Genomic DNA, 13,265 nt, shown 5'->3' with positions numbered 1-13,265 from the left:
CGCCCCCGCCACAAGCGCCCCCCCCCCGCTACACCGCCCCCCGCTACACCGCCCGCAGCCGCAGCAGCACCCCGGTCTGCGGAAACAGCACCGGCACCGCCACACCTGCCGCGTCCAGCGCCGCACCCGACAGTTCGAGCACCCCGCCCTCCGAGACCCAGAGGGGCGGTGCCGTTCCGTGCCCGGAATCGCTCAGCGCCGAGACCAGTTCCACCCGGTAGCGCGTCGACACGTCCAACCCGGGGAGCCGGACCCGGTCGGTGCGGTCCTCGGGTGAGGTATCCATGCGCACCACGGAGAACGCGGCCTCGGAGCGATCTGCGGCGACCACCCCGTGCACCCACACGCTGGGGTCGGGATGATCGGCACGCACCACGTCGCCCGAGTGCAGCAGCGCCCGCATCTCCTTGTACAACGCCGTCCATCCGCTCAGGTACTCGTGCTCCTCCGCCGACAGCTCGGTCACGTCCATCTCCAGCCCGGCGTGGCCGAACAGCGCGGTGAGACAACGGAACTGCAGGGTCGACCAGCGTCCCGACGTGTGCGCGATCTGCGGCCCGACGTGGGAACCGATCAGCTCCGGCGGTATCAACTGCGCCGTCCACCGCTGGATGCGCTGCCGTTCGAGGGGATCGTTGGTGTCCGACGCCCACACCCGGTCGGTGCGCGCGAGCACCTCGAGGTCGATGCGGGCACCACCGGAGGCACAGGATTCGAACTCGATCGACGGATGGCGCGAGCGCAGCTCGTCGAGCAACGCGTAGAACGCGAGCGTCTGACGGTGCACCGCCGCCCGGCCGCCGGCGTCGACCGCGAGCATCAGGTCGCGGTTGTGATCCCACTTGACGTAGTCGGGCCCTTCGGTGGTCAACACCGCATCGATGGAGCCGAGAAGGTAGTCGAACACCTCGGGTCGGGTCAGGTCCAGCACGTGCTGAGTGCGCCACTCGAGCGGAAGCCGGCCGGGTGCGGCGAGCAGCCAGTCGGGGTGCGCGCGGGCGAGGTCGGAGTCGAGGTTGACCATCTCCGGCTCGAACCACAGACCGGGGCTCATCCCCAGCGCGCGGACGTGATCGAACAGCGGCGCGAGCCCGTCCGGCCACACGTCCGAGTCCACCTGCCAATCCCCGAGTCCCGCCGTGTCGTCACGGCGATGCCGGAACCATCCGTCGTCGAGGACGAAGCGCTCGACTCCGACGCGAGCTGCGGTGTCGGCGATGCCGCGCAACCGATCGAGATCGTGGTCGAAGTAGACGCCCTCCCACACGTTGAGCACCACCGGCCGCGGTGACACCGGATGCGTGCTGCGCGAGCGCAACCATCGGTGCAGCGAACGCGCCGAACCATCGAGTCCGGCAGAGGAATACACGAAGTGCACCCACGGTGCGACGTACCGTTCCCCGGGCCCGAGCACCATCTCCCCCGGTTCGAGCAACTCCCCGCCACCGATCGCTCCCGACGCCTGGCCGGCGCGTTCGGGCAGGCGTTCCGCGACGTGGACGTGATCACCGCTCCAGGCGACGTGCGCGCCCCACACCTCGCCGTGCCGGAATCCGAAGCCGTCGCTCCCCGCGGTCATCAGCAGGGTCGCGTCGTGCCCGGTTCGTCCGCGCCGTGAGGCCCGCACCGCCGACCCGTGATCGAAGCGTCGGCGTTGCGGAGTGCGTTCGCGGCAGTGTCGGCCCGTCAGGTCGAGGAGTTCGGTTGCGGTGTCCGGCAACGGCATCAGCGTCACGACGCCGTCGACCGTGAGTGCCGTGTCCGCGGTGTTCTCCACGCTCTGCCGCACCCGCAGCGACCCACCGACCTCGAGCCGCACCTCCCACGACCACGTGATGCCGTCGTCGGACGCCGAGACGGTGCACTCGAAGTCGGACGACTCCACCGCCACGGCCGACCACAGCGGGTACTGCGCCACCCCACCGCGGTGCAGAGCGAGCGCGGGCGTTCCCTGCCAGGCGTCGGCGGTCCCGGGTGCCAGCGTGAACCATCGCGGGACGTCGACACTCGAATGCGGCACCGCGGGCACGGCGGCGAGACGGAGCTGATCCAGGTCCGACGCGGACATCGGACCGAGGTCCTCACCCCAGTGCACAACGGCGGGAACGGATGTCGACGACGGTCCGAGGACCACCATCACGCCGTCGCGTCGGAGAACGGTGAACGTCACTTGTTGGCACCCATCGTCAGTCCGGACACGAAGTGCCGCTGCAGCGCCACGAACACCAGCACGGTCGGCAGGGCCACGAGCACGGCTCCCGCGGCGAGAAGATTGGTGTCGGTGAAGAACCCGCCCTGCAGGTTCTGCAGCGCCGTGGTCACCGGCAGCTTGTCGCCGCTGACCATGAGCGCGAGGGCCCAGAAGAAGTCGTTGTAGATCCAGGTGACCATCAGCGTGGCCAGGGCGGCGAGCGCGGGACGGCACAGCGGCATGACCACCTGCCAGTACTGGCGGAACAGCCCGGCGCCGTCGACGGTCGCGGCTTCGAGCAGTTCGTGCGGCACCGTCTTCATGTAGTTGCTGAGCACGAAGACACAGAAGCCGGTCTGGAACGCGACGTGCACGATGATCAGACCCCAGTAGCTGTCGTACAGCGACCCGGAGGAACTGAGCCAATACGGCATCGGAATTGCGTTGTACAGGCGAAAGAGTGGGGTCAGCAGGGTCTGCTGCGGGAGCAAGTTCCCGGCGACGAACACCGCGAGCATGAACACGTTGAACTTCCAGCTGTACCGCGCCAGGATGAACGCCGCCATCGAGCCGAAGAACAGGATGAGCAGCACCGACGGCACGGTGATGATCAAGGAGTTCACGAAGTAGTGCGGGATCTCGCCGACCTGCCACGAGTCGATGTAGTTGGAGAAGGTGAACCCGCCGAAGGACAGGTACCCGTTGAGCAGCACGTAGTCGTAGCTGCGGAACGAGTTGTACACCGCCCACGCCAGGGGGAAGAGCCAGGCAGCGGCCATGACCGTGAGCAGGACGTAGACGGCTTTCTGTCCCACCCCGGCTCGGCGTCGATTGGCGACGGCCGTGCGGTTGGGGGTCAGCGACGTGCGATCCGGGGTGGTGACGGTAGTGGTCATCAGTCTTTGCTCCGCAGAACGATGGCGAGGTACATGGCGATGAAGACGAGCGAGATGACGAGCATGATCGTGGCGAGGGCGGAGCCGAACCCGATGCGACCGGCTTCGCCCACCACGTTCGCGGTGACGAGCGCCGAGATCAGCTCCAGTCCGTTGCGCCCTCGGTTGATCACCCACACCAGGTCGAAGGCTCGCAACGCCTCGATGACGGTGATCACGATGATCAGCAGGTTCGTGTTCTTCATCAGCGGGAAGATGACGCTGAAGAAGGTGCGCACCGGTCCCGCGCCGTCCATGACCGCGGCTTCGCGCACGGACGGATCGATGGCCTTGAGGCCGGCCAAGTACAGCAGCATGATGTATCCGGTGTGGCGCCAGCCGGCGGCCACCATGACGGCCCAGATGTTGATGTCCGGATCGCCGAGCCAGTCGACCTCGCTGCCGAGGACCGCGTTGAGCACGCCGCCGTCGGTGGCGTAGATGAGCTGCCAGATGAACCCGATGAGGGCCATCGACAGGACGACCGGGACGTAGAAGATGCTCTGGTAGAGCCGAGATCCCTTGAGGTTCTTGTCCAGAAGGATCGCGAGGCCGATACCGATCACGGTGGGAACGAGGAACAGGAACGCGAGCCAGAGGACGTTGTTCTGCAGCGCCTGCTGGAACGGCGGGTACGCCTGGACGGCGTCGACGTAGTTCTGGGTGCCGATCCATTCGATGCTCGACGTGCCGCCGATGCCGTCCCACCGGGCGAAGGACAGTACGACGGTGAACACCGTCGGAATCCACACCAGGCCGACGACGATCAGGGCCGGCAGGCCGAGCATGAGGGCGATGGTCCACTTGTCGCGCCCACTGCGACGGACTTTCGGTGCGCGAACCCGTTCGGGCGCAGCGGATGTGGTCATGGCGATACCCGATCTGAGGTCGAGGGACGTGGCGGGGACGCGAGTGCGATCATGTGCCGAACACCGCCGACTTCTGGCGCTCGATGCTGCGGACCAGTCCGTCGACGTCGTTGGGGTTGCCGAGGAACTGCTGCATGGCCGGGATGAGCACGATGGACGCGAAGTCCGGCCGGGTGTCGCGGTCGAGGAACTGGGTGATCGATCCCGCGTTCTGTACCAGCGCAGCAGATTTGCGGACCAGCTCCGGGAACTCGGAGAGGTCGGCGTCGCGGTGCGCGGGAATGGCCTGCGGGTCCTGCTTCGCGTACGCCACCGCGGGTTCCGGGCGGGTGACGAAGTTCAGGAAGCTGTCCGCGGTCGCGCGATTGCGCGGGTCGGCCCGCATCATGAATCCGTCCATCGGCGCCTCGACGGCGTCGGAGCCGACCGCGGAGTCCAGCTCGGGGAAGGTGAAGAAGTCGAGATCGTCGCGTTCGGCCCCGGCGGGGAAGGACTGGGCGACGAACATCCCGGCGACCAGTGAGCCCACGCTCTTGTTGAGCAGGGCCTGCTGCGCCTCCTCGATCCGTCGCCCGAGGGGCTGCGTCTGGTGGAACGGCAGCAGTTCGCGCCAGGTGTCGAAGACCGTGCGGACCCGGTTGTCGGTCCAGCTGATGTCGCCGGCGAGCAGCGTGCGGTGGAACTCGACGCCGTTGAGCCGCAGGTTCAGGTAGTCGAACGTGCCGAACGGGGGCCACCCGTCCCGTGCACCGAACCCGATGGGCGTCACGCCGTCGGCCTGCATCTGCCGGTTGAGGGCGATCCACTGGTCGTACGTGGCCGGCGGCTCGTACCCACGCTCGGCGAACAGGCTCGGCCGGTAGAACACCGCCCACGGGTAGTAGAAGAACGGGACCAGATACTCCTTGCCGTCCATGCCCGTCGAGCTCTCGCGGAAGCTCTCGTTGAACCCGCCGCCGTTCTGCGCCCAGACCGGCGACAGATCCTCGACGAGCCCTTTCTCGGCGAAGAACTGCATGCGGTAGCCGCCCATCCACGTGAACACGTCGTCCGGCGTGCCCTGCAGATAGTTGTTGACGTTCTCCTGGAACGACGTCGAGTCGACGGTGTTGATGCGCACGCCGATCCCGGTCTCCTGCCGGAACATCGCGGCGACGTCCTCGACGCCGGGACGGGAGTTCGCGTTGGACAACCGGGAGCCGAGCGTGACCGCGTTCGGATCGACACCGTCCCCGCAGGCGGACAGCAGTCCGCCCGCGGACACGGCGCCCGCGGCGATCAGCGCGGAGCGGAGAAAGTCACGCCGGGACGGGTGCCATGCGTGTGGGTTCATGAGAATCCTTCGACGGGAACGGACCGAGTCTGATCAGAAATGAACATCGACGCTGTGCGAACGTGTCGACAATCCGCTCGATCGGGGTGATGCAGGTTACAGAAACATGACCGGTACCGCCCTGTCAAGCGCATGATGGCGTCGCTACCTGGCGAAGTAGGAAAATGTTCATTCATGTTGACTTTCGAACACGACTGATTCATTCTGTAAGCATGGACACAGCACGACCCCTGCCTACCGTCAACCGCGTGCCGTGGCCCACCGACGGCATCTCCTTCGGTGGCGACTACAACCCCGAGCAGTGGCCCGAGGACGTCTGGCGTCGCGACGTCGAGCTCATGAACGAGGCGGGCGTCGACTTCGCCACCGTCGGCGTCTTCTCGTGGGCCCGGCTCCAGCCCACCGCCGACACCTGGAACTTCGAGTGGCTCGACCGCGTGATGGACCTGCTGCACGAGGGCGGCATCCGCGTCGACCTGGCCACCGCCACCGCGTCGCCGCCGCCCTGGCTGGCCACCGCCTACCCCGAGATGCGTCCGGTGGACGAACGCGGATACCGCTACGCCATCGGCAGCCGGCAGACGTGGAGCCCCAATTCCCCGGTGTACCGCGAACATTCGCTGGTCCTGGTCGAGAAGTTGGCGCAGCGCTACCGCAGCCACCCCGCCCTCGCCATGTGGCACGTGTCCAACGAGCTGGGGTGCCACAACGCGCTCTGCTTCTCCGAGGACAGCGTGCAGGCGTTCCGGCAGTGGCTCGGTAAGCGGTACGTCGACCTCGATCGCCTCAACGACGCGTGGGGCACGGACTTCTGGAGCCAGCGCTACAGCACGTGGGACGAGATCGTGCCGCCGTCGGTGAGCACCACCTTCGGCAACCCCACCCACCAGCTCGACTGGCGCCGTTTCTGCTCGAACTCGCTGCTCGATCAGTACCTCGCCGAGAAGGCCGTCCTGAACCGCATCTCACCCGGGGTCCCCGTGACCACGAACTTCATGGTGGGCATGGGGCAGGGCGACGCGCTCGCCGGGAACATGGACTACGCCGCGTGGGCTCCGGAGCAGGACATCGTCACCACCGATCACTACCTCGTCGGACCCGAAACCGGTGACGACGCAGCGCATCACCGGCTCTCGTTCTCCGCCGACCTCACCCGCGGTGTCGCGGGCCGGCGGCCCTGGCTGCTCATGGAGCACTCCACGAGCGCGGTGAACTGGCAGCACATCAACCGGGCCAAGGCTCCCGGTGAGATGATGCGCAACTCCCTCGCCCACCTGGCCCGAGGCGCCGACGGCATCGCCTACTTCCAGTTCCGCGCCTCCCGCGCCGGGGCCGAGAAGTTCCACTCCGCCCTGGTACCGCACGCCGGCGAGGACTCCGCGCGCTGGCGGGAGGTCGTCGAACTCGGCACGCTGCTGCGTACGTTGAAGCCGGTGGCCGGCAGCACCGTCGACGCCCGGGTCGCCGTTCTCTTCGACTGGGACGCGCAGTGGGCGTGCGAGCAGGAGGGCCACCCGACGAAGCTCATGCAGCCCTTCGAGATCGCCCGACGCGCCCACCGCGGCTTCACCTCGGGCGGCGTGACGTGCGACGTGGTGCCGTCCTCGGCGGATCTCGGTCGCTACGACGTCGTCGTGGTCCCCGCCCTGTACCTGTGCACCGACGACACCGCCCGGCGCATCGCCGACGCGGCCGAACGTGGTGCGCAGGTGCTGATCACGGCGTTCTCCGGCATCGCGGACACCGACGATCACGTGCATCTGGGCGGCTACCCCGGCGCGTTCCGCGATCTGCTCGGCGTCCGCGTCGAGGAGTTCTTCCCGCTCGGCGAGGGGCAGACCCGCACCCTCGACGACGGCACGGTCACCGAGATCTGGTCCGAGGTTCTCACCGTCTCCGACGACGTCGAGGTTCTCGCCCGCCACACCACGGGCCACCTCGACGGCGTCCCGGCCCTGACGCGTCGCGGCGTCGGGAGCGGCTCCGCCTGGTACCTCGCCACGGTGCCCGAGGCGGCGGGGTGGGCGAGCATCGCCGATTCCGTTTGCGGCGCAGCGAGCATCGAGGTCGCCCGAGGTCTCGGCTCCGACGTCGAGGTCGTGCGCCGATCCACCGACACCGACTCCTGGCTGTTCGTGCTCAACCACGGCTCCGACGCCGCGACCGTGCCCGCGGTGGGTCTCGACCTGGTCAGCGGCGAGAAGGCCGACGGCACCCTCGTGGTGCCGGCCGGTGGCAGCGCGGTCGTCGCCGAGACCGCGGCGGCGCGGTAGATGCTCGCCCATCTGCGTCAGCAACGCATCCTGGATCAGGTCACCGAGCGCGGAGCCGTGAAGGTGGCCGATCTGGGCGCGTCGCTGTCGGTGTCGGACATGACGATTCGCCGTGACATCAACGAGCTCGTGGCGCGCGGGCTCGTGGAACGGGTGCACGGCGGGGTGACGCTGCCGCAGTCGGCGAGCGTCTACGAGCCCGGGTTCTCGGCGAAGTCCGAACTGGACCGGGACGCGAAGGCCGCGATCGCGCGCGCCGCCGCCCGCTACGTGCGGCCCGGAACGTCGATCGGCATCTCGGGTGGCACCACCACTCACGCCCTCGCGCAGGAACTGCTCGACGTCCCGAACCTCACCGTGGTGACCAACTCGCTGCCCGTCGCGGACGTCTTCCACACCGGTGGGCGCACCGATCGGACGGTGCTGCTCACCGGTGGTGAGCGCACACCGTCGTACGCGCTGGTCGGTCCGCTCACGGTCGGTGCGCTGCAGGGGATCCACCTGGACATGCTGTTTCTGGGCACGCACGGAGTGGACGTCGAATCGGGCCTCACCTGCCCCAATCTCATGGAGGCACAGACCAATCAGGCGTTGGTCGCGTCGTCGCGGCGCGTCATCGTGCTCGCCGACCACACCAAGTGGGGCGTGCGCGCCCTCGCCAACACCATTCCCCTGTCCCGCGTCGACGTGTTCGTCACCGACGCCGGCCTCGACGCCGGCGCCCGCGACGCGCTCGACGACGCCGTCGACGACGTGGTGATCGCCGGCGACCCCACCGCACGAGAGTCGAACGAGGAACGAGCAGTCGATGACCGCCCCTGACGTGTCGATGGCCCCGGGCCACCGCCTGCGCAAGACCGCGACCACCCTGGCCGACGGTCGCGAGCTGATCTACTACGACGATTCCGAGCCGTACGTATCCGGTTCCGCCGCTCGGGATCTCGTGGATACCCGCGCCCTGCCGGCGCTGGTGTCGCAGTCGCAGATGCGCTTCGACGTGCTCACCGGCGAGTGGATCGTCATCGCCGCCCAGCGCATGGACCGCACCTTCCTGCCTCCCGCCGACGCGTCGCCGCTGGCCCCGTCGCAGCCCGGCCGCCCCGCGACCGAGATCCCGGCGGCGGACTACGACGTCGTCGTCTTCGAGAACCGGTTCCCCTCGCTGTCCGATACCGCAGCGCAGCAGGACCTTCCGAGCACGGTCGACGCGGAACCTCTGTGGCCGTTGGCTCCGGGAACCGGACGCTGCGAGGTGATCTGCTTCGCCAGCGATCCCGACGCGTCGTTCGCCGCCCTCGAGCCGTCCCGCGCGCGCACCATCGTCGACGTGTGGGCCGACCGCACGGAGGAGCTGTCCGCGATTCCCGGCGTGCGCCAGGTGTTCTGCTTCGAGAATCGCGGCAGGGAGATCGGGGTCACGCTCACCCACCCCCACGGCCAGATCTACGCCTACCCCTACCTGCCGCCCAAGACCGACGCGTTGATGCGACAGTCGCGCGCGCACCACGAGCGCACCGGGCGCCTGCTGCTGGCCGACGTGCTGGACGCGGAACTGCGCTCGGGCCGACGCATCGTGGTCGCCGCCGACCACTGGGTGGCCTACGTCCCCGCGGCGTCGCGCTGGCCGGTGGAGGTGCACCTGGCTCCGCGTCGGGACGTCCCCGATCTGGCGGCCCTCACCGCTGCCGAACGCGACGAGCTCGCCGTCCTCTATCAGCGCCTGCTGCGCGCGGTCGACGCGTTCTTCGAGGGCGTCGACGAGGTTCCGTACATCGCGGCATGGCACCAGGCCCCCGTCGGCGACGGTCGAGAGCTGGGACGGCTTCACCTGCAACTGTTCTCGATGATGCGCTCCCCCGGCCGCATGAAGTTCTTGGCCGGGTCGGAGTCCGCGATGGGGGCGTGGGTCAACGACACCACCCCCGAGCGCATCGCCGATCGACTCGTCGAGGTGCTCGCATGACGGTCACCTGGCGGCCCGTGGTGCCCGAGCACGATCTCGGCGACACCGCGGTCACCCGGTTCCGCGACACGTTCGGCGGTGAGCCCGACGGGGTGTGGATCGCGCCCGGCCGGGTGAACCTGATCGGCGAGCACGTCGATTACGCGGGCGGGGTGGTCCTGCCCTTCGCGCTCCCCTACGTCACCGCCGTGGCCGTCCGTCGCCGCGACGATCACCGGGTACGAGCAGCGTCGACGCACGAGAACGGTTCGTGGGGATGCACCATGGGGTCGATCGCCCCCGGCAGCCCGGAAGGCTGGGCGGGGTACGTCGCGGGCGTGGCGTGGGCGCTGGCGGATCGCGGCGTGAGCGGTGCCGACATCGCCGTGCACTCCTCGGTTCCCGTCGGGTCCGGGCTGTCGAGCTCGGCGGCGCTCGAGTGCTCCGTCGCTCTCGCGCTGAACGAGCTGTTCGACCTGAACGCGGACCGGCAGACGTTGATCGACGCCTGCATCCGCGCGGAGAACGACATCGCGGGCGCCTCGACCGGCGGCATGGATCAAGCGGTGGCGCTGCGCGCCGAGGCCGGTCACGCGCTGCTGCTCGACTGCCTCGACGGCGCCACCCGGCAGATCCCGTTCGACCTCGCCGCAGCCGACGCAAGCCTGCTGATCGTCGACACCAACGCCCCGCACCGCCTGGTCGACGGGCAGTACGGCGAGCGCCGGGCCTCGATCGAGGCGGCGTGCACCGAGCTCGGCGTCCCGACCCTACGGGGGCTCGACCCCGCTGTGGCCGAACGGTTCTCGGATCCGACGCTGCGGGCTCGGGTTCGGCACGTCACCACGGAGATCGGCCGCGTCGAGCAGTCCGCGACACTTCTCGACGCCGGCTCCACCGGCGCCGAGCTGGGCGAGCTCCTCACCGCCTCGCACCGATCCCTGCGTGACGACTTCGAGGTCAGCTCACCCGAGCTCGACTGCGCCGTCGACGCCGCCCTGGACGCCGGCGCGTTCGGTGCCCGCATGACGGGCGGCGGCTTCGGCGGATCGGCCATCGCCCTGGTCCCCACCGACCGCGCCGAGGCCGTTGCCCTCCACATCCACACGCGCGCAGCCGAATCCGGCCTGCCCGCGCCCACCTTCCTCACCGCCGAGCCCTCCCGCTCGGCGCACCGACTGCACCAGTAAGCACGAAGGAGAACAGACATGGCACAGGTCACGTACGAAGGAGCCACCAAGCTCTACCCCGGCTCGGACGTCGCCGCGGTCGAGTCGCTGGACCTGGCCATCGAGGACGGCGAGTTCCTGGTGCTCGTCGGACCGTCGGGCTGCGGTAAGTCGACGTCGCTGCGCATGCTCGCCGGCCTCGAGGACGTGGACTACGGCGCCATCAAGATCGGCGACCGTGACGTCACCTCCCTCGCGCCCAAGGAACGCGACATCGCGATGGTGTTCCAGAACTACGCGCTGTACCCGCACATGACCGTCGCCAAGAACATGGGCTTCGCGCTGCAGATCGCCGGGATGGACAAGGCGGAGGTCGGACGCCGCGTGGCCGACGCCGCGAAGATCCTCGACCTCACCGAGTACCTCGACCGCAAGCCGAAGGCGCTGTCCGGTGGCCAGCGCCAGCGCGTGGCGATGGGACGCGCCATCGTGCGCGAGCCGCAGGTGTTCCTCATGGACGAGCCCCTGAGCAACCTCGACGCGAAACTGCGCGTACAGACCCGCACGCAAATCTCTCAGCTGCAGCGTCGCCTCGGCACCACCACCGTCTACGTCACCCACGATCAGGTCGAGGCCATGACCATGGGCGACCGCGTCGCGATCATGAAAGCCGGTGTGCTCCAGCAGTGCGCGACGCCGAAGGAGCTCTACGAGCGTCCCGTCAACGCATTCGTGGCCGGCTTCATCGGCTCCCCCGCCATGAACCTGTTCGACGTGGACGTCTCGGGAGGCGCCGCGCAGCTGGGCACGCTCTCCGTGCCGATGGAGCGGACGATCTCGGACCGGGTCGGCGGCCCGCGCGTGACGATGGGTGTGCGCCCCGAGGCCTGGGCGGTGTCCGACACCGGGACCGACGTCACGGTCGACGTGGTCGAGGAACTCGGCGCGGACTCCTACATCTACGGCCGCACGGTGGGTGACGAGCTGCAGGTCGTAGCGCGGATTCCCGACATCGCGAGCCCCGATCGCGGCGACGTCATCCGCCTCGCCCCGCGCCCGGAGAGCGTGCACTGGTTCTCGGCGACCGACGGTGCGTCGTTGCACCTGTAGACGCCACGATCCGCACACCTTCCACCGGTTCGCACCGCCTCCGACACGCTGCAGGCGGTGCGAACCACGGCACCGTGTGCGGATCGGTGAGCCGCGCCTACCGCGACCCGGCCCCCACCCGATCCTCGCGCCGCACGCCACGCTCCTCGCCCGCGTCCACCCGCCCGGCCCGAGCGGCGAACACCGCGAACACGATGCCGCCCACCACCAGGAATCCGCCCACCGTCCCCGCGAGCGCCGGCCCCCGCATGGTCACCCACGCGAGCTGGTCCGCGGCGTCGCGGCCCATCGCCATCTGCTCCGCCCGCGCGTCGTCGGTGAGCCGCAACGAGGCGCGGAAGATGGTCATCTCCGGCACCGCGGGATCTCGGGCGAAGTACTGGTACGGGTTCTCCTCGGTACTGACCAGCACCCCGCTGCTCGGCTCGATGTAGATGTTGCGGACGTTCGAGTAGTAGCGCTTCATCGTCACCGGCGCGTCACCTCCCTCGAGGCCCCACTTCGACGCCGGCAGCGTGATCGAGTTGATCGCGGAATCGGTGGTCAGCGAGGTGTCGTACTGCTCGACGACCGACTGGAAGTGGTAGACCGGCAGCCCGTCGATGGTGGTCTCGCCGATGAAGCGGGCGTCGAACGAGTTCAGTGCGGTCAGGTCGAACGTCCGGTAGTCCTGCTTCTGCGTGTCGAACGGGAAGCGGTACACCAGACCGTCGTGCTCGATCTCGCGCGCCGGAGCGTCGGCGCTGGTCTGGATGGACCCGTTGGGCGCCACGGGGTCTCCCGTTCGGCGATCGACCGTCAATCGATGAATGGATGCCTGCACCACGCCCACCTCCTCGGGCCGATCGTCGCGGCGGATGGTCGAGCCCGCCTGGAACGTCACCCGGTCCGCGTCGGACGGCTCCTCGACGGTGACGAACCGCTGCACCACGAGCGGCACGTTCGAGCTCACGTCGAGCGGTCCGTCGGCCGTGATGGATCGCGTGTCCAGGATCTCGCCGCCCTCGCCCTCGGGGGTCTGCACGATCGCGGTGGTGCGGATGTCCAGCGGCGTCGTGGCCATCCGGCCGTACACGTACGTCGGCAGCAGCACCGCCGTCGTCAGCGCGAAGCATCCCAGCGCGATCAGCAGGCACGACGCGACGAGCAGAGGATTGCGTCTGTTCATCTCGTCACCTGCTGCCGTAGGTGACGTCGCCCAGCCGGGCGTCGGCGGGATCGAGGGTCTCGGTGACCTCGGGGCGCGCATCCTGCGCGCTCACCGACGTGACGCCGACGACGACGCCGAGCGAGATCAGACCCCCCACCACGGCACTCAGAACCACTGGAACGACAACTCTCATCTCGCCCGCACCCCCCGGAAGCGTCCGGCACGCTGCACGGGCGCAGCGCTGCCGACCTTCGAAACCTTGTCACCCCGTGCGCGCGAACGGGTCGGCGAAG

Annotated in this window: 11 protein-coding genes; 5 read left to right on the top strand and 6 right to left on the bottom strand. The window is 68.9% G+C overall.

The genetic code is table 11. From position 1 onward, the window contains the following. Positions 1-43 precede the first annotated feature (43 nt). From ACY466_RS03640 to ACY466_RS03625, 4 genes are read right to left on the bottom strand one after another with little or no spacing between them, the layout of a single operon-like run. Positions 44-2,170: an alpha-galactosidase gene (locus tag ACY466_RS03640; RefSeq protein ID WP_463249930.1), complete on the bottom strand. Its 2,127-nt coding sequence runs from the start codon at positions 2,168-2,170 to the stop codon at positions 44-46. Beyond that, on the bottom strand, positions 2,167-3,087 hold the full coding sequence (locus ACY466_RS03635; protein WP_463249929.1) for a carbohydrate ABC transporter permease: 921 nt from the start codon (positions 3,085-3,087) through the stop codon (positions 2,167-2,169). The genes ACY466_RS03640 and ACY466_RS03635 overlap by 4 nt, the downstream gene beginning before the upstream one ends. Beyond that, positions 3,087-3,995 (bottom strand): carbohydrate ABC transporter permease, encoded by a 909-nt coding sequence (locus ACY466_RS03630; protein ID WP_463249927.1) that lies wholly within the window; start codon positions 3,993-3,995, stop codon positions 3,087-3,089. Before ACY466_RS03630 ends, ACY466_RS03635 begins: the two co-directional genes overlap by 1 nt. A gap of 49 nt (positions 3,996-4,044) precedes the next feature. Next, complete coding sequence (locus ACY466_RS03625; protein ID WP_463249926.1) at positions 4,045-5,328, bottom strand: ABC transporter substrate-binding protein; 1,284 nt, start codon at positions 5,326-5,328, stop codon at positions 4,045-4,047. 212 nt (positions 5,329-5,540) lie between these two features. Between ACY466_RS03625 and ACY466_RS03620 the strand changes: the two genes are divergently transcribed. The 5 genes from ACY466_RS03620 to ACY466_RS03600 are packed head-to-tail and all read left to right on the top strand — an operon-like array spanning position 5,541 to position 11,822. Continuing rightward, positions 5,541-7,601, top strand: a complete 2,061-nt coding sequence (locus ACY466_RS03620) for a beta-galactosidase (protein WP_463249924.1) — start codon at positions 5,541-5,543, stop codon at positions 7,599-7,601. After that, positions 7,602-8,423, top strand: coding sequence for a DeoR/GlpR family DNA-binding transcription regulator (locus ACY466_RS03615; RefSeq protein WP_463249922.1), 822 nt, complete (start codon positions 7,602-7,604; stop codon positions 8,421-8,423). Continuing rightward, positions 8,410-9,564, top strand: coding sequence for a galactose-1-phosphate uridylyltransferase (gene galT / locus ACY466_RS03610; protein WP_463249920.1), 1,155 nt, complete (start codon positions 8,410-8,412; stop codon positions 9,562-9,564). The genes ACY466_RS03615 and galT overlap by 14 nt, the downstream gene beginning before the upstream one ends. Then, the gene (gene galK, locus ACY466_RS03605; RefSeq protein ID WP_463249918.1) at positions 9,561-10,733 is read left to right on the top strand and encodes a galactokinase; all 1,173 of its coding nucleotides are present in this window, start codon (positions 9,561-9,563) and stop codon (positions 10,731-10,733) included. The genes galT and galK overlap by 4 nt, the downstream gene beginning before the upstream one ends. Before the next feature lie 18 nt (positions 10,734-10,751). Then, the gene (locus ACY466_RS03600; RefSeq protein ID WP_463249916.1) at positions 10,752-11,822 is read left to right on the top strand and encodes an ABC transporter ATP-binding protein; all 1,071 of its coding nucleotides are present in this window, start codon (positions 10,752-10,754) and stop codon (positions 11,820-11,822) included. A 97-nt stretch (positions 11,823-11,919) separates the two neighbouring features. Here the strand turns inward: ACY466_RS03600 and ACY466_RS03595 are convergent, their stop codons facing one another. Both ACY466_RS03595 and ACY466_RS03590 read right to left on the bottom strand, forming a co-directional pair. Then, positions 11,920-12,990 (bottom strand): PorA family protein, encoded by a 1,071-nt coding sequence (locus ACY466_RS03595; protein ID WP_463249914.1) that lies wholly within the window; start codon positions 12,988-12,990, stop codon positions 11,920-11,922. 4 nt (positions 12,991-12,994) lie between these two features. Continuing rightward, on the bottom strand, positions 12,995-13,165 hold the full coding sequence (locus tag ACY466_RS03590) for a DUF2613 family protein (RefSeq protein ID WP_463249912.1): 171 nt from the start codon (positions 13,163-13,165) through the stop codon (positions 12,995-12,997). Positions 13,166-13,265 lie beyond the last annotated feature (100 nt).

It is taken from the genome of Rhodococcus sp. K11/5, assembly GCF_055193735.1.
Note: the sequence above shows the minus strand (reverse complement) of the source record. Positions and strands in the feature narration are given on the sequence as shown.

Excerpts from the sequence above, each read along its gene's own strand:
- ACY466_RS03635 (WP_463249929.1), bottom strand. The coding sequence starts at position 3,087 with ATGACCACTACCGTCACCACCCCGGATCGCACGTCGCTGACCCCCAAC.
- ACY466_RS03630 (WP_463249927.1), bottom strand. The coding sequence starts at position 3,995 with ATGACCACATCCGCTGCGCCCGAACGGGTTCGCGCACCGAAAGTCCGT.
- ACY466_RS03625 (WP_463249926.1), bottom strand. The coding sequence starts at position 5,328 with ATGAACCCACACGCATGGCACCCGTCCCGGCGTGACTTTCTCCGCTCC.
- ACY466_RS03620 (WP_463249924.1), top strand. The coding sequence starts at position 5,541 with ATGGACACAGCACGACCCCTGCCTACCGTCAACCGCGTGCCGTGGCCC.
- ACY466_RS03615 (WP_463249922.1), top strand. The coding sequence starts at position 7,602 with ATGCTCGCCCATCTGCGTCAGCAACGCATCCTGGATCAGGTCACCGAG.
- galT (WP_463249920.1), top strand. The coding sequence starts at position 8,410 with ATGACCGCCCCTGACGTGTCGATGGCCCCGGGCCACCGCCTGCGCAAG.
- galK (WP_463249918.1), top strand. The coding sequence starts at position 9,561 with ATGACGGTCACCTGGCGGCCCGTGGTGCCCGAGCACGATCTCGGCGAC.
- ACY466_RS03600 (WP_463249916.1), top strand. The coding sequence starts at position 10,752 with ATGGCACAGGTCACGTACGAAGGAGCCACCAAGCTCTACCCCGGCTCG.
- ACY466_RS03595 (WP_463249914.1), bottom strand. The coding sequence starts at position 12,990 with ATGAACAGACGCAATCCTCTGCTCGTCGCGTCGTGCCTGCTGATCGCG.
- ACY466_RS03590 (WP_463249912.1), bottom strand. The coding sequence starts at position 13,165 with ATGAGAGTTGTCGTTCCAGTGGTTCTGAGTGCCGTGGTGGGGGGTCTG.